Here is an 18,585-nt window from a genome sequence, read left to right on the forward strand (position 1 = left end):
CGTAATCCCCGGGACGGAGCTTTACGCCAGGAGTCCCGAGCTCTTCCACAGCCGCCGGGCCACCCCGTTCATGACGCCTATGTCGTCCAGGAATTCGGTGAGGCGGCCCGCGCCGCTCTGCATGACCTCGCGGCGGTGGCCGCTCGCCTTCACCTGGGCCACGGCCTCGCGGCGGTCCAGGCCGACGTTCTCGTACACCTGCGGGCTGACGAAGCAGGTGGCGAAGACGCGGGCCGCCTCGCCGCAGCTGATGCGGGTCAACTCCCGCTCCCAGCGCGGCGCGCTGACCATCTGGCGGCGCAACTCCTCGCGGGCGTAGCGGACATGGCGGGCCTCTTCGACCACGTGGATGCGGGTCACGCCGCGCACGATGGACTGGATGCGCTCGTCAGGGAAGGTCAGGCGCTGCATCCAGTCCAGGATCTCCTCGCCGAGCAGGGTGGCGGCGAAGGAACCCGGGGTGGTGGAGACGGTCTTCAGGACGCGTGCGAGGTTGTGGTACACCTTCGGCACCCGGTACGTCGGCGCCCCGCCCTTCTTGATCATGCGGGCGAACATCATGGAGTGGCGGCACTCGTCGGCGATCTCGGTCAGCGCGTACCGGACGTGGTTGCTGGTGAGCGACTTGTCGTAGATGTGCCGTACGAGCAGCTGCATCAGGATGATCTCGAACCAGATGCCGAGCGAGGCGAGCGAGGCGGCCTCGTGCCGGGCCAGTTCCCTGCGCTGGTCCTCGGACATCTTCCGCCACAGCGGGGTGTCGTAGAGGGAAAGGAGCTCCGGCGGCCAGAACCACTTGCCGTCCTCGATGGGCGCGTCCCAGTCCAGTTCCTTGTCGGGGTCGAAGGAGTGCTTGGCGGACGATTCGAGCAGCCGCTCGGCGACCTGTTCGCGGTCCCTGAGCAGGCCGAGTGCGTCGCGGAGCACTTCGCTTTCGGTCACGGTCGTCATGGCGAGAGGCACCTCGTGGCTGGGTTACCGGGGGTCACTCGTTATGAGACTCCCCGTCAGCAAGCTCGTCAATCCCTTGCGTGCGACTTGTTGACCCCGCGTCTACCACCGTGTGAACCTGCCAACTGCACAGCAGTGTGCAGAAGGTGAGCCGATGGACGATGACGTCCGCGAGGCGAAGGAGCCGCACGTGTCGACGCACGACCTCTATGTGAACGGCCCGCAGGAACCGCTGTGGCAGGTGCCGGCCTCCGGCGCCGCCCGCTTCAGCTGGGACTACGACGACGGGCGCGAACGGCTGCTTGCCCTCTACCAGAAGGGCAAGGACAAGCAGTGGGACGGCGCAAGGCGCATCGACTGGAGCCTGGAGGTCGACCCGTACGACCCGCTGGGCACCCCCGACGAGGCGATGACCCTGTACGGGACCCCGCACTGGGCCAGGATGACCGACCGCGACAAGGGCGAACTGCGCCTGCACTACACCTCCTGGCAGTTCAGCCAGTTCCTGCACGGTGAGCAGGGCGCGATGGTGTGCGCCGCCCGCATCGTGGAGTCCGTGCCCGACCTGGACGCCAAGTTCTACTCCGCGACCCAGACCATGGACGAGGCCCGCCACGCCGAGGTCTACGGCCGCTTCCTGCACGACAAGCTCGGCATGCTCTACCCGATCAACGACAACCTCCAGGCCCTGCTGGGCGACACCCTGCGCGACTCCCGCTGGGACATGCCCTACCTCGGCATGCAGGTCCTCATCGAGGGGCTGGCACTCGCCGCCTTCGGCATGATCCGGGACACCACCGACAAGCCGCTGCCCAAGCAGATACTCGCCTACGTCATGCAGGACGAGGCCCGCCACGTGGCCTTCGGCCGCATGGCCCTGCGCGACTACTACAAGCAGCTCTCCGACGCCGAGCTGAAGGAGCGCGAGGAATTCGTCATCGAGGGCTGCTACCTGATGCGCGACCGGCTGCGCGGGGTGGAGGTCCTGGAGAACTTCGGCATCCCGAAGAAGGAGGCCGAGCAGCTGACCGAGCAGAGCGAGTTCCTGCATCTGTTCAGGAAGCTGCTCTTCAGCCGCATCGTGCCCTGCGTCAAGGACATCGGCCTGTGGGGCGAACGCCTCCAGAAGGCCTACCTCGACATGGGCGTCTTCGACCTCGGCGACTCCAACCTGGACCTCCTGATGGCCCAGGACGAGGAGATCGCCGAACAGCTGGACCACGAGCGCTTCGTGGCGGAGGAGGCGGCGCGGGTCACGGAGGTGGCGGAGGCGATCGAGGAGGGGGCGGCGTCCTGACGTCGTCCGGGTGCCGGTCGCGCCGCCCTCGTCGTCAATGGTGCGACCGGCCGCCATCCGTTCGTGGGGCGCATCCGGGAATGCCCTTGGGTAGGCTGACAGGGCGAGACAGACTCCGTCGCATGGGAGCAATCATGAGCGCCGCACGCGAGTACGGGCTGGACGACGACTACCGGTGGCCGCGCCCGCCGGTGGGTGGCTGGACGTCGGACGACCTGGACCGGCTCCCCAATCTCCCTCCGCACACGGAGCTGATCGACGGAGCCCTTGTCTTGATGAGTCCGCAGAGCCGGTTTCATTCGCTCACGATTCACTTCCTGGTGAGCCAGCTGACCAAGCAGGCGCCGGAACACCTGGAAGCCATCGGGGAGATGACGGTCCGCATGGACCGGCGAAACCGGCCCGAACCCGATGTCCTGGTGGTGCCGGTGGCCGCGGACGACGGTCCCGAACAGACATGGTTCAAGCCCGAGGACGTCCTTCTGGCCGTCGAGGTCGTCTCTCCGGACTCGGTGATGCGCGACCGCGACGTCAAGCCCCGCAAGTACGCTCGCGCGGGCGTCCCGCATTTCTGGCGGGTCGAGCGGGCCGAGGGCGAGCCCGTCGTGTACGTCTACGAGCTGGATCCGGCCACTAAGGCCTACGGCTCGATCGGTATCTTCCGCAAGGCACTCAAAGTTGATCTGCCCTTCCCCATCGACCTCGACCTGACCGCGATCACCCGCCGACGCTGAGCTTCGGCAAAGACGTCAGCGAGCCCCCGTCAGCGCCGCCTCCATCACCGCCTTCGCGATCGGCGCCGCGTCGCCCCCGCCGCTGATGTCGCCCCGGTTGGCCGACGCGTCCTCGACGACCACCGCCACCGCCACGGCCGGGCGGACCGCGCCGTCGGCCTGGGCCCAGGAGATGAACCAGGCGTACGGGCTGCCGATGTTGCCGATGCCGTTCTGCGCGGTGCCGGTCTTGCCGCCGACCGTCGCCCCCGGGATCGCCGCACTGGTGCCGGTGCCGGTCTTCACCACGTCCACCATCATCTGCTGGAGCCTGAGCGCGGTTGCCGGGTTCATCGCCCGCCGGTAGGTCCGCGGCCGGGTCGTGGAGACCGTCGAGCCGCGTGCGGTCGTCGTACGGTCCACCAGATACGGGTACTTCAGATCCCCGCCATTGGCGACCGCAGCCGAGACCATCGCCATCTGGAGCGGGGTGGCCGTCGTGTCGAACTGGCCGATGGAGGACAGGGCCAGCTGGTCGGGGCTCATCCGGGTGTCGAAATTGGACTTGGCGACACCCGAAGGGATCTTGATCCGCGTGTCGTTGAAGCCGAACCTGCCCACCGCCTCCACCATCCTGGCCAGACCCACCTTCACACCGAGCCCCGCCATCACGGTGTTGCAGGAGACGTTGACCGCGTACGCCAGTGAGGCGTTGCCGCAGCCGCTCGCCTCGTTGGGCAGGGTCGTCGCGGTGTTGGGCAGCACATAGGGGTCGGGTGTGTCGGTGGCCGCGTCGGCATCCGTGACCACGCCCGCGTCGAGCGCGGCCGCCGCCGTCACGATCTTGAAGGCGGAGCCGGGCGGATAGGTCTGCCGGATCGCCCGGTTCAGCATGGGCTGGTCGGCGTCGCTGGTCAGGCGCGTCCAGGCGTCGGCCACCGGCTTTCCCGTGCCCGAGAGGACACCGGGCTCGTACGAGGGGCTGCTGACCAGCGCGAGGATCCTGCCCGTCGCCGGTTCGAGCGCCGCCACCGCGCCCTTCTTGCCGGCCAGACCGGCGTACGCGGCCTGCTGCATCGACGCCTTGATGGTGGTCACGGCCCGGCCGCCGGAGTGCCGGCTGCGCGTCAGGTCGTTCCACAGCGGGAACACCGACAGGAGCGGCGAGGTGCCCGAGAGGACGGAGTCCTCGGCGTTCTCCACGAGCGTGGTGCCGTACGTCTGCGAGGCGTAGCCGGTGACGCTCGCGTACAGGGGGCCGTTCTTGTACGTCCGCTCGTACCGCAGTTGCTGGCCGGTGTCCTTCGAGCCGGTGACGCTCTCCTCGCCGACCACGATGGCGCCGCGCGGCTGGTGGTAACGGGCAATGGCCAGGCGGCGGTTGGCGGGATTGTCGTCGAGCGCGTCGGCCTGGAAGACCTGGACGCGGGCGGCGTTCACGAGCAGCGCCACGAGCAGGACGAAGCAGAAGGCGGCCGCCCGCCGGGCGTAGCGGATCACGTGACCGTCCCCTCCACCACCGGCCGCGGCCGTGCGATGACACCGGGCTCGACCGCGGGCAGCGGGCGGCGTGCGGAATCACTGATCCGGATGAGCAGCGCCACGATGATCCAGTTGGTGACCACGGAGGAGCCGCCCTGGGCGAGGAAGGGCATCGCCATGCCGGTGAGCGGGATGAGCCCCATCACCCCGCCCGCGATCACGAACACCTGGAGCGCCAGGATCGAGGCGAGCCCGATGGCGAGCAGCCGCCCGAAAGGGCTGGTCAGGCAGAGCCCGGCCCGGTAGCCCCGGGCCACGATCAGGGCGTACAGGAGGAAGATCGCGGTCAGTCCCGACAGGCCGAGCTCTTCACCGGCCGTGGCCAGGATGAAGTCGGACTTCGCGGCGAAGCCGATCAGGAGGGAGTGGCCGAGGCCGAGCCCGGAGCCGAGGGTGCCGCCGGCCGCGAAGGCGAACAGCGACTGGGCGAGCTGGCTCGGGCCGAGGCCCGCCTCGATGGTGGCGTACGGGTCGAGCCAGTCGGTGACGCGGGCGTGCACATGGGGCTCGAACAGGGCGACCGCCGCCGCGCCCGCCGAGGCGAGGAGCAGGCCCACCGCGATCCATCCGATGCGCCCGGTCGCCACGTACAGCATGACCACGAAGAGCCCGAAGAACAGCAGGGAGGTGCCGAGGTCGCGTTCGAGGACGAGGACGCCGACGCTCAGCAGCCAGATCATCACGATCGGGCCGAGCACCCGGCCGGTGGGCAGCTGGAGCCGCCAGATCCGGCGGCCGGTGTACGCCAGCGCGTCGCGGTTGGCGGCGAGATAGGCGGCGAAGAAGACGGCGAGCAGGATCTTGGCGAACTCGGCGGGCTGGAAGGAGAAGCCGCCGGCCCTGATCCAGATCTTGGCGCCGTTGACCGGCGGGAAGAGGATGGGGGCGAGCATCAGGGCGAGCGCCGCGGCCATCGAGAGGTAGGCGTACCGCTGGAGGACACGGTGGTCGCGCAGCACCAGGACGACGGCGAGGAACAGGACGACCCCCAGGGTGGACCACACCAGCTGGGCGGGGGCGGCGCGGCTGCCGGGGGTCGCCAGGTCCAGCCGGTAGATCAGCACCAGGCCGAGCCCGTTGAGCAGCACCGCGATCGGCAGCAGCAGGGGATCGGCGTACGGGGCGCGGAAGCGGACGACCAGGTGGGTGAGGAGCGCGAGCAGGCCGAGCCCGGCCCCGTAGCGGGCGGCGTCGGGCGGGACCGTGCCGTTCTTGGCTAGCCCGACATCGACGTAGCCGAGGACCACGACCAGTACGGCGCCCACGAGCAGGGCGAGTTCGACGCCCCGACGTCTGGGGAGGCGGAGCTCGGGCGGGCAGTCGTCAGCCGCCGACGGTGCGGTCATGCCAGGCAACGTAGCAAGCCGCAGGTCTTATGTCCCCGTTTGTCGTAGGGCGTCGAGCGGAATGCGTGCCGGCCGCACGCCGATGCGGCGGCCGGCCGAGGGGCGGTGGCCGCCGCCGGCCACCACGTACGGGCCCGGGCAGGTCCGTACGAGTGACCGGGACGCGGAAGCCCCGCTCGGCGCCGAGGAGTTCGCGACCGCCAAGTCCGCCTCTTGGCTTGAGCGGGCGGCCGGCTCAGCACCAGCGGGGCGCGGGTCCGATGTTGTCGATGTAGAAGGCGGATCCCCACGCCCAGGTGCCGTCGGTGAGCAGATACCAGCGGTCGTTCCCGTTGACCCGGTCGCCGCCGGTCTTGCAGAAGATGTGCACGATCGAGCCGTACGGCGCCTTGCCGACGATCCTGCTGCTCCGGGTGGGCCGGTCGCGCAGGATCAGGCCGGACTTGGCGGTGACACGGCCCTTGTACTCGTTGTGCACGGAGTCCGCGGCCGCCGCCGTCTGTGCGGTGGCGAGGACGGCCACGGCGCCAGTGGCCACGCACAGGCCGAGTGCGGCAAGGGGGGAGCGCAGGAACATGGTGCCTCCTGTGAAGGGGCGGGGCCGCGGGTGAGCGACCCTCAATTCGCTTGCCTCACACTAAATTCGCCCCTTGCGGATCGCAAAGCGTGACGAGGTGTCACTCCGGGTGCGGGGAGGTGGGCCCGCCGTCCGGCTCCTCGCTCAGGCCGGCGTACTCGCGCAGTTCGAGCCTGGCCACCGCGCCGCCGTCGGGGGCGTTGGCGAAGCTCAGCGACGCGCCGATCACGGCCGCCTGCCCCGCCGCGATGGTCAGCCCGAGCCCGTGCCCCTTGGTCCCCGCGTCGGTACGGAAACGCTGGGGGCCGTGGTCGAGCAGATACGCCGGATAGCCCGCGCCGTGATCGCGCACCGTGATGACCGGGCCGTGCACGGTCAGCTCGACCGGCGCCCTGCCGTGGTTGTGGGCGTTGGCCAGCAGATTGCCGATCACCCGTTCGAGGCGGCGCTTGTCCGTCTCCACGCAGGCGTCCCGCACCACGGTGAGCGTGGTGTCCGCCTCGGCGGTCCCCGAGGCGACCGAGGCGCGAATGGCCCGCTCCACCACCGGCGCCAGCTGCTGGAGGTCCAGGTCGACGGTCTCGCTGCCCGCGTCGAGACGGGAGATCTCCAGCAGGTCCTCGGTGAGCGAGCGCATCGCCCTGACCCGGTCGCGCACCAGCTCGGCCGGGCGCCCCTCGGGCAGCAGCTCGGCCGCGGCGTGCAGCCCGGTGAGCGGGGTGCGCAGTTCGTGCGCGACATCGGCGGTGAAGCGCTGCTCGCTCAGGAGCTTGCCCTGGAGCGTGGAGGCCATCGTGTCCAGGGCGCCGGCCACGGTGGCCACCTCGTCCTGCGGGCGCGAGGGGTCCTTGGTGCGGGGATCGTTCACGCGCGCGTCGAGGTCGCCCGCGTCGATCCGGCGGGCCACCGTCGCCGTCTGGTGCAGCCTGCGGGTGATCCGGGTGACCGCGAAGACCCCGAAGAGCAGCGTCGCCCCGATGGCGAGGATGGACGAGCCGAGGATGGCCTTGTCGAGGCCGTTGATGGTGCGGGCGCTCTGCGTGTAGTCGATCTCGGCGGCGAGCGCCCTGCCGTCGGCCGGGCCCGCGGCCCACATGGTGGGGCGGCCGTTGTCGTCGTCGACGAGGGTGCCGCGCCTGCCGGAGACGGCGAGCGCACGCAGCGAGCCGGGCAGCTCGGGCGGGTCGATGCCGGAGCCCGGCGGGAGCTGTTCGCCGGCCTCGTACATCCGGGTGACGTCGGTGAGCCGGCTGAGTGCCTTGTCGCGGGCCTCGCCGACGGTCTGCCGCGTCACCGACACATGCACGAGGACGCCGAGCAGCGAGGCGAGCGCGCAGCACATCACGGTGATGAACACCGCGGACTTCCAGGTGAGCGTCGCCGTCCAGGCGGGCAGCGGCATGCGCGAGGGGCGGGGTATCCGGGGGAGTCTCATGGTGCCGCCGCCGTGGGGGTGGCCGACGGGCTCGCCGTCGGCGGCTTCTTCTTCGGCGACGGCTGCCCGGCGCCGGACGGTGCGTGGTGCTTGCCACCGGGCACGTCGCCGCCCGCCTTGTGGCGCACGATCTCGTCCCGGGTGGGCAGCATCGCCCGCTGGTGGTCGTCCCAGGACCACGCGGTGCGGTACTCGTACCCGGGCATGCCCGCCGAGACCGAACGCAGGATCACATCGCGCCCCGCCAGGTCGACGCTGATGATCTGGTCGACGGTGGACATGATGCGGATGAGCCCGCCGTCCGCCGCCGGCATGTAGCAGCGCACCGCGAGCTCCTGGTCCGGCATCCGGATGCCGAGGATCAGCTCGTCCCTGCCGTCCCCGGTCAGATCGCGGTAGTACGGCTTGAGCACCGGGCAGGTGGCCGCCTTCTGCTTGCAGGTGGCGAGCTGGCGGACCGTTTCGTCGTACAGGCCGTCGCCGCCGCTGTAGGCGCCGGGATGCGCCTTCGCCTCGGCCTGGACCACGGCGACCGGGTTCAGCTTGCGTACGTCGCCGCCCGGCACCTTGATCCCGGGCACCTGCTCCGTGTCGGTCTCGCCGTAGTCGTTGGGGGTCGCCGACGCGGGCGGCAGGCCGGGCCACAGATGGATCGGGCCGATGGCCGTCGGTGTGGCACCCGCGCTCTTGAGGTGACCCGCCCCGCCGCAGCCGGACAGCAGCAGGGCACCCGCTGCGGTCAGCAGGGGTGCCAGCAGTGCGATGCGGCGGGGGTGGCGGGTCAAGGTGCTCCTGTCGTGCGGGAACCCCAGGCTATTTCACCTCCCGCCGCGGCTCCGCCGGAGCCCCCGCGGGCCGGGGCCCGTCGTGCTCACTGCTGGTACGGGTTCTGGCCCTGCATCTGGCCCGGCTGCGGCTGACCGTACTGCTGCGGCCCGGCCGGCTGCGCGAGCAGACCCTCGGCCTGCTCCTTGGTGATCTGCTGCTGGAGCCCGCAGAACGTGCACTGCGTACGGAACTTCGTCGAGAACGGGAACAGCGGAACGAAGAACAGCGTGAACTTCGTGACGTACTTGCGCACCGCGTGCGCCGCCGGGTTGCCGCAGTTGCCGCACACGAGCGTGAGCATCGCGAGCTGGTAGAGATAGCCGCGGGTGCCGAAAATGATCATTGAGTGGTTCCCCTCCCGTATCCATGGACGCGTATCGCGCGCAAGTGTCGTGGTCATGACCGCCCCGCGTCCAACGCGTTGGGGCTAGGGGGTGTCTGGTGGATCAGGGTCGGTCAGGGTGCGGCGCCTGGTGCGGTGCATCGCAAGGCGCCGGAACGTCGTGATAGCGGAGCTATCGGGGCGTTTCGGCAACGCCGCGAGGTGCCGTGCCCAGGCGCCGAACCCCCGGCCATGATCCACCAGACACCCCCTAGGCCCGCCCGGCGTGGACGGCGCCCACCCGACTTATTGCCCTCGCGGGCATCGGGCTGTTCCCATGGTCGAGGTGGGGTGATGGGGCATGGCAGGACTGCGGGTCACACCGGTGCACCGGCACGGACAGGCGCGACTGTACGTCAGCCTCCCGGACGGGCGCGGCGCCGCCTGGTACGACCGCGAGACCGGGCGCGTGGCGCTGCTGCTCGACGACCACGAGGACGAGGTGCTGGCCGCGCTGCGCCCGTACGCCGTCGGGGAACTCCGCATCGGGCCGCCGCCCGTGCCCACCTCCGCCGACCTGACCAGGCTCTGCCTCCACCCCGACGACGACCTCGCGCCCAACCGGCCCGGCGAGGCGCTGCTGCACGAGCTGGAGCGGCGCCGAGCCGGGGGCCGCCTACGGGCCGGCGCCCTGCGCCGCGAGCTGGCCGCGCAGGAGATCGCAGGCGCCGCGCTCGACCGGCTCGAAGGCGCGGGCTGGCGGGTCCTGCACGCACTCCCCCTGCCCGGCGGTTCCCGCATCGACCACCTGCTCGTGGGGCCCGGGGGCATCCTCACCGTGCGCTCCCTCAACGCCCGCCACCGCCGGGTGCGGATCGCCGACCCGCTGGTCACGGTGGGCCGGGCCGCCCCGGAACCGCTCCTGCGCCACGCCCGTTACGAGGCCGAACGCGCCTCCCTCGCCCTCGCCACGGCGGTACGGCCGGTGCTCCTCCTGGTCGGCGCCGAGCACGTCGAGACGGGCCGGGTCACCGACGTACGCGTCCTCACGGACAGCGAGATCCCCGGCCTCGCCCGCCCGGGCGGCGTCCTGAAGCCCGCCGACGTGGAGTCCTTGCACGGGAGCGCGCGGGACCGCAGAACGTGGCTGCGCGTCTGACGAACGTGGCTGCGCGTCCGACGGCCCTCAGCCGCGTGCGTCCGGGAGCGGGGCCCCGATGGCCAGGTCCGCGTCGAGTCTCGCGACCACGGCGGCGGACAGGGCCGGGGCGTGCCGGTCCGCCCACGCCGCGACGCACGCAAGGAAACCGGAAAGCCGCTGCTGGACCGAGCACAGGAGCTCCGGCAACTGCCCGGGCGGCACCACGATGTGCGGGCCCTGCGGCCGTTCCCCGTCGGGCCACAACCGCAGGCTCGTACCGATGTGCTCGACGCGCGGCGAGGGATCGTGGCCGAGCCAGGGCTGCTCACCGTTCAGCAGGCCGAGCCAGTCCCGCCAGTCCTCCAGACCGCAGCAGCATCCGGGCGGCGCCGTCACCCCGGTCGTGGTGTCCCGGAGCCGCAGACCGCCCGGCGCGATGACGGCGTCACTGGTGACGAGATGACCGACCTGCCGTGCGACGCGGTCCTCGACGGCCGCGGCCGTACTCTCCTGATCGCCCGCATTGCAGCCGGTCAGGACCGCCATGGCGGTGCCGGTCTCGCGCTCGGACAGTTCGCCGGACAGGACCAGGAGGCGGTCCGACGAGGGGTCGGCGACGGGCCACAGGGCGAAGTCGGTGGCCTCGTAGGTCTCCAGCACGGCATCCATGATCAGCACCGCCCCAGTGTCACCCGCGGGACGGCGCGGGCGCCTCGCCTTTTGTCCCCGGCGCAGGCTCTCGCGCACCCGGGCCGCTGCCGCGCGGCGCGTCCGCGCCCAACGCTCAGCCCTCGGACCGCACGCGGACGAACCGGGCGGTCTCGTGGCGCCCCGCGGCCTGGCGCAGTTCGACCAGGAGCGGCGTGCCGAGCATCCACACGGCGCCGTGGTCCGGGTCGTCCGTCAGCTCGCCCACGAGGCCCCGTACCTGCTCGGCGACCTCCCGTGACTGCACCGCCGTCAGCCGGGGCGACGTCTTCACGGTCCGGTCGTCGCCGAGCCGTACGAGAAGGGCGTGCGGCCGCTCCACCGGGCCGAAGACACCCAGCAGCACGGCGTCCCGCGTGTCCGCGTGCCGGATCTTCCGCCAGGCCGAGGTGCCCCCTGCCCGGTAGGGCGAGTCCAGCGCCTTCGCCACGATGCCCTCGACGCCCACCGCCCTCAGGTCGCGGAACCAGCCGCGGGCCGTCTCCTCGTCCAGCGTCGCCAGCACCCGCTGGAGGGGCGGGCCCACGTCCCGCAGGGCCGACCCGAGCAGTTCCCACCGCTCGCGCAGGGGCAGGGCCCTGAGGTCGCGGCCCGGGACGGCGAGGAGGTCGAACGCGATGTAGGAGACCGGCACGCCCGTCCGCGCGCGATCACTGGGGGACCGCAGCAGATCGGTGAAGCTCAACCGGCCGTCGCGGTACGCGCACAGTTCACCGTCCAGCACGGTGCCGGGCGGCAGATGGTCGCGCAGATACGCCGCGGTCTCGGGGAACTCCCGGGAGAGGTCCCTTCGTGAGCGTGACTGGAGGAAGACCCGTCCGTCGTCGAGCACGAAGGCGAGGGCGCGGAACCCGTCGAGCTTGAGCGAGTACTGCAAGCCGCCGGGCGTGCGGCCCTGCTCGGGGATCTCGTCCGCCGCCCTCGGGCGCATGACGTCGACCGGTGGCCGAAGGACTACTCGCGGCGGGCTCTGATCCATACGGCCAGGGTCGGCCCGGACGACACCCGAGACGGTCCCAGGCTCGCCGCCGCCGCCGAACCATCACCAGGACAGCCTCCGCCGTCGACCCGGGACGACGACATTCCGCGGCCCGTACGGAGCGGGCACCTCGCGGCTCGTACGGAGCGGGTACCTCGCCGCCTGTACGGAGCGGGCAGCCCGGGGCCTGTATGGATCTGGCAGCCCGCCGCCTGTCCGGAGCCGACGGCTCGGGGCCCGTACGGAGCTGGCACCCCGGGGCCTGTACGGAGCGGGCAGCCCGGGGCCTGTATGAAGCTGGCAGCCCGCCGCCTGTCCGGAGCCGACGGCTCGCGGCCCGTACGGAGCCGAGACCTCGCGGCCCGTACGGAGCCGAGACCTCGCGGCCCGTACGGAGCCGAGACCTCGCGGCCCGTACGGAGCCGAGACCTCGCGGCCCGTACGGAGCCGACGGCTCGCCTTCCGACGCGCGGGTGCGGTCGGCGCGCGGCCCATCGGGGCTACGGCAGCCGGCCGGCGCCCTCGGGGTCCATCAGCGGTGCCAGGAGATCGCCGTCCCGCTCCAGACGGACTCCGATGTCGCCGATCAGGAACGTCAGGTCGTCCGGGGCGGCGCACGCCTCGACCTCCGCCCAGGACACCGGCGCGGACACCGTCGGGCGGTCCTTGGCGCGCACCGTGTAGGGCGTCGCGGTGGTCTTCGCGGCCGCGTTCTGGCTGAAGTCGACGAACACCTTGCCGGGCCGCAGCGCCTTGGCCATCTTGTGCGTGACCAGCCCCGGCAGAGCCGCCTCCGCCTCCCTGGCCAGCGTCTTCGCGTACGCCGACACCTGCTCGGACGGGGTCGGCTCCAGCGGCGAGAGCAGGTGCAGCCCCTTGGAACCCGAGGTCTTGGCGTACGCCGGCAGCCCGTCCGCCGCGAGCCGGTCGCGCAGCCACACCGCCACCGCGCAGCACTCGACGACACTCGCCGGCGCACCCGGGTCGAGGTCGAGCACGAGACGGTCCGCCCGCGCGGGGGCGTCCGCCCGCCACTGCGGGGTGTGGAACTCCACCACGAGGTTCGCCGCCCACATCAGGGCCGCCAGGTCCGACACCACGACCTGCCGGGCGCCCTTGTCGTCGGAGCGCGGCACCTCGGCGGTATTCACCCAGGAAGGGGTGCCTGGCGGTGGATTCTTGGTGAAGAAGAGCTGGCCCTCAGGACCGTCCGGGAAGCGCAGGAAGGACACCGGACGGTCGCGCAGATGGGCCAGGAGCTGGTCCGCGACCGAGGCGCAGTAGTGCAGCAGCTCGCCCTTGGTGGTCCCGGTCGCCGGATACAGGACCTTCTCCAGGTTCGTCAGGGCGATCCGCCGCCCGTCCACCTCGGTGATCGGCGTCATACGATGAGAGTCCCACGAACCACATGAAACACACTCCTCGGGGACGAAGAGGAGAAACCGTGCGATCAATCTGGAACGGTGCGATCTCGTTCGGCCTGGTCAGCATCCCGATCAAGCTGGTGAACGCCACCGAGAGCCATTCGATCTCGTTCCGCCAGATCCACACGGCGGACGGCGGACGGGTCCGCTACCGCAAGGTGTGCGAGCTGGACGGCGAGGAGCTGAGCGGCGAGGAGATCGGCAAGGCCTACGAGGACGCCGACGGCTCGATGATCCCCATCACCGACGCCGACCTGGCCTCGCTGCCCCTGCCCACCGCGAAGACGATCGAGATCGTCGCGTTCGTGGCGGCCGACACGATCGACCCCCTCCAGATGAGCGCCGCCTATTACCTCTCCGCCAGTGGTGTGCCCGCCGCGAAGCCGTACACCCTGCTGCGCGAGGCCCTGAAGCGGAGCCAGAAGGTCGCCATCGCCAAGTTCGCGCTGCGCGGCCGGGAGCGGCTCGGGATGCTGCGGGTGGTGGACGACGTGATCGCGATGCACGGGCTGCTGTGGCCGGACGAGATCCGCGACGCCGACGAGGCCGCGCCCGAGACCGACGTCAGCGTCCGCGAGGCCGAACTCGACCTCGCCGACGCGCTGATGGACACGCTCGGCGAAGTGGACATGTCGACCCTGCACGACGACTACCGCACCGCGGTGGAAGAGCTCATCGCGGCGAAGGCCGACGGGGCCCTGGCCCCCGCGGAGGCAGCGCCGGCCGCGCCGGGCGGCAAGGTCATCGACCTGATGGCGGCGCTGGAGAACAGCGTCAAGGCAGCGAAGGCCGCGCGCGGCGAGGAGGCCGGGGGCGAGGCCGAGCCGGAGGGCGAGACGGTCGCGGAGGTCACCGAGCTGAACTCGCGCAAGTCCGCGGCGCGCGGGTCCGGTCAGACGAAGAAGACGGCGTCCAAGCCCGCCGCGAAGAAGACCACGCAGGCACGGACCACGCAGGCACGGACCACGCAGGCACGGACCACGCAGGCACGGACCACGCAGGCACGGACCACGCAGGCACGGACCACGCAGACGGCCGACAGCGACGCGCAGGCCGCACCGCCGAAGTCGTCCCCGTCGAAGTCCACCCAGCCGAAGGCGGGCCAGCACAAGTCCACGCAGGCGAAGTCGGCGCAGGCCAAGTCCACCCAGGTCAAGTCCACCCAGGCCAAGTCGGCGCAGCCGGACAAGAGGACCGGCACCGGATCCATGACGGCCAAGAAGTCCGCCGCGGCGAGCCCGAAGTCGACCGGAGCGAAGAAGTCCACCTCCACCACCGCGAAGAAGACGGCAGCGAAGAAGACGGCCCCCAGGAAGCGGGCCAGCGCCTGAACTCCGCTCACTCCGCACCCCCGGCGCGCGGCCTCGATTCGGTAACGGAAGGGTTGCGGCGCACCCGCGCTGGCGAAATGGATGCCCAGGGGTGCGAAAGGGGTGGGGCGATGCTGCCAAGAACCGTCGACGGCCACACCCGTACGGAGGCGCCGCGCACCACGGAACCCGTCGTGCTCCTGGTCCTGCCGTACGCGGTGATGGCTCTGGTGGTCGTGGCGAACCTGATCGCGGGGCCCACGGTCGGACTGCTGCCCCTGGTCTCGCTCGGCCCCGCCTTCGCGGGACTGGTCGGTGGCTGGCCGCGTACCGTGGTCATCGGCCTGATCGCCCTGACGGCCGGCGTCGGGCTCGGCATCTACAGCGAACTCTTCGAGGAGCGCCGGGGCTTCGCCTCGCTCGCCGCGGTCGCGGGGGTGACGGCGGTGGGCGTCGCCGGATCCGTGATGCGCCAGCGCCGCGAGGCCGAACTCGCCGGAATGCGCTCCATCGCCGAAGTCGCCCAACGGGTGCTGCTGCGCCCGGTGCCGCTCAGCGCGGGCCATCTGCGCGCGGCCGTCTCGTACACATCGGCGGTCGCCGAGGCCCGGATCGGCGGGGACCTGTACGAGGTCGTGGCGGCGCCCGAAGGGGTCCGGGTGATCATTGGTGACGTGCAGGGCAAGGGGCTCGAATCGGTGGAGACGGCGGCCGCGGTGCTCGGCGCGTTCCGGGAGGCCGCGCACGACGAACCCGATTTGAAAGGGGTGGGCGCGCGCGTGGAGCGGGCTGCGGGGCGGGTGCTTGAGGGCGAGAAGTTCGTCACCGCGATCATCGCCGAACTCGACCCCGTGAACGGGGCGGTGTTCCTCAACTATGGCCATCCGCCGCCCCTGTTGGTACGTGCGGACGGCGCGATCTCCTTCCCCGAGCCCACCCAGTACGCGCTGCCGCTGGGCCTGGGCCTCGGAACGGGCGAGGGCCCCCAGCCCTTCCGGGTCGCGTTCGCCCCCGGCGACCAGCTCCTCCTCTACACGGACGGCGTCACCGAGGCCCGCGACCGGAAGGGAGCGTTCTACCCGCTGGGCACCCGCACGCTCCTCCTGAAGGACCCCGACCCGGAAGCGGCCCTGGAGGCCCTGAGACGCGACCTGATCCTCCATACGGAGGGCCCCCTGCACGACGACGCGGCCATGCTCCTACTCCGCCACCGCGAGTAACGTCCGCTACTCCGCCACCGCGAGTAACGTCCGCTAATTCCTAGTGCCACATGGTCGTCCGCAACGCGAACGTCTCCGCCGCGAGCCATGGCCGGGCGAGGAAGCGGACAACGCCGCCCACCGCAACGTAACGCCGTGTTCGCGCGGGCGGCGGTTGCCGAGGGTGCCCGCGGGGCGTGTGGTTACCGGTGGCCGCTCGGGCTCCGACCAGGCGGTAGGACGAATCAAGGACGGTCGCAGGACCGCTGTCCGTAGCGTCATCTGGCGCTGAGCCGTTCCGGGCAAGGAAGGGAACAGCGGTAGAACGTTCGGTCCGGGCCTCGCGGGCCGTCACGGCGGCGGTCACCGCGCCCGGGAGTGGCGGTCCAGGCCCATGGCTGAGCGCTCTTGAACCACGAGATGAGTCACCGCCATCGCAAGTGGCGTGCACTGCCGGCCAGCGCGTCGGCGGGCGGACCGGCCGCGAGCGCGGCACGCCACACAGCAGCCCGAGGCGGCTGGCTGACGTCAGGACAAAGTCGATCTCGGGCATGGCCGTGCACGGACGCGGTCGGCCCGCTGCTCAGTCCATTGGAGTACGAACGTCAGGGAGGGCACCATGCTCAAAAAGCTCGGAAAGCACCTCGCGAGATCAACCGCCGCACTCGCTGTCGCCGCAGGCATCGGCCTCACAGGATCCACCGCTGCCCACGCCGACGGTGGCACCGCCTACGGCTGGCAGGTCGGACACGACTACATCATCGGCTCGCACTGGACGGGCGGCTGCCTCGACGACTCGAACGACTTCGGACTGCGCACGTACGAGTGCAACCAGCCCAGCGTCGACGGTGGCTGGCAGCGCTGGCACGTCATCAACTGGTCTTCCGGCTACGGCCAGCTCCAGAACGTCAACACCGGCCGCTGCCTCGACTGGTCCTCCGACTACGGCCTGCGCACCTACGACTGCAACAACCCCAGTTTCGCCAACGGTTACCAGAAGTGGGCGCTGGAGTTCTTCACCACCAGTGGCGGCGCGAAAACCCAGGTAGTACGCAACGGCATCAACGCCCCGTGGAACTGCCTTGACGACTCCGAGTACGGCGTTCGTGGCTACCCGTGCAATGACCCGTCGAAGAACTCCGGCTACCAGTCCTGGTGGGTCGACAACGCCTATTAGAGGCCGCGTTCGGGCCGTGATCAATCCACGGGTCTCGCCCGCGTGACGGAGCCCGGTCCGGCATCTCGTTTCGCGTCACACGCGAGCGACTGCCGGGTGATCACCAAATGGCTTCTGGTCTCGCAAGTGATGATGCATCCGCCCCGACCGGTGGGTCGGGGCGGCGCGGGGCGCGCCGATGATCGTGGCGCGCCGCGGGCGCCCGATGGTCGAGGCGGCCGAGGGACAGCGCGCTGCTGGGGCCGGACGCCCCCGTCACGCTTCTGGACGCCCTCCAGGGACGACGCCAGTTCGACCAGCCCAGCCGGTGGTGGGCTGTGTCGTGGACGGGTCGGACGGCGAGAGTGATGAACAGACACGGCCCCGGAAAGCCGACCGCCCTGTCCGGCCGAGCACTCCCCCTCCACCCACGACACAGCGTTCAGCCCCACCCACGCACCACGGCCGTCACAGCCACGACAAACGCGTCAGCCTCCCGCTCGCTGATCTCGACATGGTCGATGTCGTTGTGGCCGAGCTCATGGAGCCGCAGATACTCGGTCGGCTCCCAGCAAAGATTCCGGGTGAAAGCCTCGTCGTGGGCCACCCCGTCAAGAAAGCGCCGCCGCACCACACCACGTGGGTTGCTCCGCGCATGACCGTCGCCGATCTTCGCGTAGTACGTGAGACCCCGCGACCCGGGGTCGATCACCCGCACATCGGCGCCCCGGCCGGCCAGCCACAACTCCAGTGCCCGGCCCCCCACTTCACGACGGCGCCCACCACTCTCCACGACCATCGGCCCGTACGCCGTGCCCGACAGGCCCCGCACGACGGTGTGTTCGTCGACCACGACCTTGAACGAGGTCTCCCGCAGCGAAGCGTCACTCAGGTCGGCACCCTGGAACAACGTGTCGATCAGTGACGCGCCGTCGAGCCGAGCACCGCGCAGCGAGGCACCCCGGGCATCGGCCCCGTACAGCTCCGCGCTGCCCAGATCCGCACCGTCCAGCGTCGCGCGGCGCAAGGAGGCCTCGTCGAGGGTGGCTTTGACCAGACCGGCACCGGTCAGATCCGCGCCGTCGAGCACCGCGCCCTCCATATGGCACCGGTAGAAGTCGGTACCCACCAGCACGGCGTCCCTGAGCACGGCCTCGGCCAGCATGCCGCCGCCGACATCGGCACCGGACAGATCCGCGCCCGTCAGATCGAGCCCGGCCACCCCGAGCAGCGAATCCGGCTGCTCGGCCCACTCCCGGAGCACCGCCACGGCCTCCGCGTCCTTGGGCAGGGCCCGGACGATCCGCCGCCCCCCTGCGTCACGGTTACCGGACAACCCGATCACTCCGCCCTTGGCCCTCGGCACCTGCATACAGTTCTGCCCGTGCCGGCACCCGGCACGGGTCGAACTGTATGCACCGAACGCCGAACGGGCCGGGCCCGAGCCCAGCCCGGGCCGAGCCCCGGCCCAGCCCGGGCCGGGAGAGCGAGCGCCGAACGGGTTGAGCCCGAGCCCTGCCCCGCCCCGCCCCGCGCGAGCCCCGTCCCGTCCCGCCCGGGCCGTCCCGTCCCGCCCGGGCCGTCCCGTCCCGCCCGGGCCGTCCCGTCCCGCCCGGGCCGTCCCGTCCCGCCCGGGCCGTCCCGTCCCGCCCGGGCC

Annotated in this window: 17 protein-coding genes; 6 read left to right on the forward strand and 11 right to left on the reverse strand. The window is 71.2% G+C overall.

Annotated elements, in window-relative coordinates:
• Positions 1-21 precede the first annotated feature (21 nt).
• Positions 22-951 (reverse strand): diiron oxygenase, encoded by a 930-nt coding sequence (locus ACGFW5_RS31480; protein WP_393837732.1) that lies wholly within the window; start codon positions 949-951, stop codon positions 22-24.
• 190 nt (positions 952-1,141) lie between these two features.
• Here ACGFW5_RS31480 and ACGFW5_RS31485 point away from each other — a divergent pair, with 190 nt between their 5' ends.
• Positions 1,142-2,248: a ferritin-like domain-containing protein gene (locus ACGFW5_RS31485; protein ID WP_393837748.1), complete on the forward strand. Its 1,107-nt coding sequence runs from the start codon at positions 1,142-1,144 to the stop codon at positions 2,246-2,248.
• Positions 2,249-2,382: 134 nt separating this feature from the next.
• Positions 2,383-2,982: a Uma2 family endonuclease gene (locus ACGFW5_RS31490; protein WP_393837733.1), complete on the forward strand. Its 600-nt coding sequence runs from the start codon at positions 2,383-2,385 to the stop codon at positions 2,980-2,982.
• Between the two features lie 15 nt (positions 2,983-2,997).
• On the opposite strand, the gene ACGFW5_RS31495 is transcribed toward ACGFW5_RS31490, so the two are convergent.
• The 6 genes from ACGFW5_RS31495 to ACGFW5_RS31520 form a co-directional block, all read right to left on the reverse strand.
• On the reverse strand, positions 2,998-4,461 hold the full coding sequence (locus ACGFW5_RS31495; RefSeq protein WP_393837734.1) for a penicillin-binding transpeptidase domain-containing protein: 1,464 nt from the start codon (positions 4,459-4,461) through the stop codon (positions 2,998-3,000).
• Complete coding sequence (locus ACGFW5_RS31500) at positions 4,458-5,849, reverse strand: FtsW/RodA/SpoVE family cell cycle protein (protein ID WP_393837735.1); 1,392 nt, start codon at positions 5,847-5,849, stop codon at positions 4,458-4,460. The genes ACGFW5_RS31495 and ACGFW5_RS31500 overlap by 4 nt, the downstream gene beginning before the upstream one ends.
• 235 nt (positions 5,850-6,084) lie before the next feature.
• The gene (locus ACGFW5_RS31505) at positions 6,085-6,426 is read right to left on the reverse strand and encodes an SH3 domain-containing protein (protein WP_393837736.1); all 342 of its coding nucleotides are present in this window, start codon (positions 6,424-6,426) and stop codon (positions 6,085-6,087) included.
• Positions 6,427-6,526: 100 nt separating this feature from the next.
• Positions 6,527-7,861 carry an ATP-binding protein gene (locus ACGFW5_RS31510; protein ID WP_393837737.1) on the reverse strand — a complete coding sequence of 445 codons (1,335 nt, stop codon included), beginning with the start codon at positions 7,859-7,861 and terminating at the stop codon, positions 6,527-6,529.
• Positions 7,858-8,646 (reverse strand): hypothetical protein, encoded by a 789-nt coding sequence (locus ACGFW5_RS31515; protein WP_393837738.1) that lies wholly within the window; start codon positions 8,644-8,646, stop codon positions 7,858-7,860. Before ACGFW5_RS31515 ends, ACGFW5_RS31510 begins: the two co-directional genes overlap by 4 nt.
• A gap of 86 nt (positions 8,647-8,732) precedes the next feature.
• Entirely contained in the window at positions 8,733-9,032 is a 300-nt protein-coding gene (locus tag ACGFW5_RS31520) for a zinc-ribbon domain-containing protein (RefSeq protein ID WP_393837739.1), read from the reverse strand.
• A gap of 340 nt (positions 9,033-9,372) precedes the next feature.
• Here ACGFW5_RS31520 and ACGFW5_RS31525 point away from each other — a divergent pair, with 340 nt between their 5' ends.
• Positions 9,373-10,170, forward strand: a complete 798-nt coding sequence (locus ACGFW5_RS31525; RefSeq protein WP_393837740.1) for a nuclease-related domain-containing protein — start codon at positions 9,373-9,375, stop codon at positions 10,168-10,170.
• A gap of 27 nt (positions 10,171-10,197) precedes the next feature.
• On the opposite strand, the gene ACGFW5_RS31530 is transcribed toward ACGFW5_RS31525, so the two are convergent.
• The 3 genes from ACGFW5_RS31530 to ligD form a co-directional block, all read right to left on the reverse strand.
• Entirely contained in the window at positions 10,198-10,821 is a 624-nt protein-coding gene (locus tag ACGFW5_RS31530) for a hypothetical protein (protein WP_393837749.1), read from the reverse strand.
• Between the two features lie 115 nt (positions 10,822-10,936).
• On the reverse strand, positions 10,937-11,839 hold the full coding sequence (locus ACGFW5_RS31535; RefSeq protein ID WP_393837741.1) for a DNA ligase: 903 nt from the start codon (positions 11,837-11,839) through the stop codon (positions 10,937-10,939).
• A 500-nt stretch (positions 11,840-12,339) separates the two neighbouring features.
• Positions 12,340-13,224: a non-homologous end-joining DNA ligase gene (gene ligD, locus ACGFW5_RS31540; protein ID WP_393837742.1), complete on the reverse strand. Its 885-nt coding sequence runs from the start codon at positions 13,222-13,224 to the stop codon at positions 12,340-12,342.
• A 59-nt stretch (positions 13,225-13,283) separates the two neighbouring features.
• Here ligD and ACGFW5_RS31545 point away from each other — a divergent pair, with 59 nt between their 5' ends.
• From ACGFW5_RS31545 to ACGFW5_RS31555, 3 genes are all read left to right on the forward strand, one after another.
• Positions 13,284-14,594: a Ku protein gene (locus tag ACGFW5_RS31545; RefSeq protein WP_393837743.1), complete on the forward strand. Its 1,311-nt coding sequence runs from the start codon at positions 13,284-13,286 to the stop codon at positions 14,592-14,594.
• Between the two features lie 200 nt (positions 14,595-14,794).
• Positions 14,795-15,793 carry a PP2C family protein-serine/threonine phosphatase gene (locus ACGFW5_RS31550; RefSeq protein ID WP_393837750.1) on the forward strand — a complete coding sequence of 333 codons (999 nt, stop codon included), beginning with the start codon at positions 14,795-14,797 and terminating at the stop codon, positions 15,791-15,793.
• Positions 15,794-16,391: 598 nt separating this feature from the next.
• A complete protein-coding gene (locus ACGFW5_RS31555; RefSeq protein ID WP_393837744.1) occupies positions 16,392-16,949 on the forward strand; it encodes a hypothetical protein in 558 nt (185 codons plus the stop codon).
• Positions 16,950-17,370: 421 nt separating this feature from the next.
• On the opposite strand, the gene ACGFW5_RS31560 is transcribed toward ACGFW5_RS31555, so the two are convergent.
• Entirely contained in the window at positions 17,371-18,300 is a 930-nt protein-coding gene (locus tag ACGFW5_RS31560; RefSeq protein ID WP_393837745.1) for a pentapeptide repeat-containing protein, read from the reverse strand.
• Positions 18,301-18,585: the final 285 nt, after the last annotated feature.

It is taken from the genome of Streptomyces sp. NPDC048416, from assembly GCF_043200435.1.
Taxonomy (GTDB): domain Bacteria; phylum Actinomycetota; class Actinomycetes; order Streptomycetales; family Streptomycetaceae; genus Streptomyces.

Coding starts and splice junctions, on each gene's coding strand:
- ACGFW5_RS31480 (WP_393837732.1), bottom strand. CDS start 951: ATGACGACCGTGACCGAAAGCGAAGTGCTCCGCGACGCACTCGGCCTG.
- ACGFW5_RS31490 (WP_393837733.1), top strand. CDS start 2,383: ATGAGCGCCGCACGCGAGTACGGGCTGGACGACGACTACCGGTGGCCG.
- ACGFW5_RS31500 (WP_393837735.1), bottom strand. CDS start 5,849: ATGACCGCACCGTCGGCGGCTGACGACTGCCCGCCCGAGCTCCGCCTC.
- ACGFW5_RS31505 (WP_393837736.1), bottom strand. CDS start 6,426: ATGTTCCTGCGCTCCCCCCTTGCCGCACTCGGCCTGTGCGTGGCCACT.
- ACGFW5_RS31510 (WP_393837737.1), bottom strand. CDS start 7,861: ATGAGACTCCCCCGGATACCCCGCCCCTCGCGCATGCCGCTGCCCGCC.
- ACGFW5_RS31520 (WP_393837739.1), bottom strand. CDS start 9,032: ATGATCATTTTCGGCACCCGCGGCTATCTCTACCAGCTCGCGATGCTC.
- ACGFW5_RS31525 (WP_393837740.1), top strand. CDS start 9,373: ATGGCAGGACTGCGGGTCACACCGGTGCACCGGCACGGACAGGCGCGA.
- ACGFW5_RS31530 (WP_393837749.1), bottom strand. CDS start 10,821: ATGGATGCCGTGCTGGAGACCTACGAGGCCACCGACTTCGCCCTGTGG.
- ACGFW5_RS31535 (WP_393837741.1), bottom strand. CDS start 11,839: ATGGATCAGAGCCCGCCGCGAGTAGTCCTTCGGCCACCGGTCGACGTC.
- ligD (WP_393837742.1), bottom strand. CDS start 13,224: ATGACGCCGATCACCGAGGTGGACGGGCGGCGGATCGCCCTGACGAAC.
- ACGFW5_RS31550 (WP_393837750.1), top strand. CDS start 14,795: ATGGCTCTGGTGGTCGTGGCGAACCTGATCGCGGGGCCCACGGTCGGA.
- ACGFW5_RS31555 (WP_393837744.1), top strand. CDS start 16,392: ATGCTCAAAAAGCTCGGAAAGCACCTCGCGAGATCAACCGCCGCACTC.
- ACGFW5_RS31560 (WP_393837745.1), bottom strand. CDS start 18,300: ATGCAGGTGCCGAGGGCCAAGGGCGGAGTGATCGGGTTGTCCGGTAAC.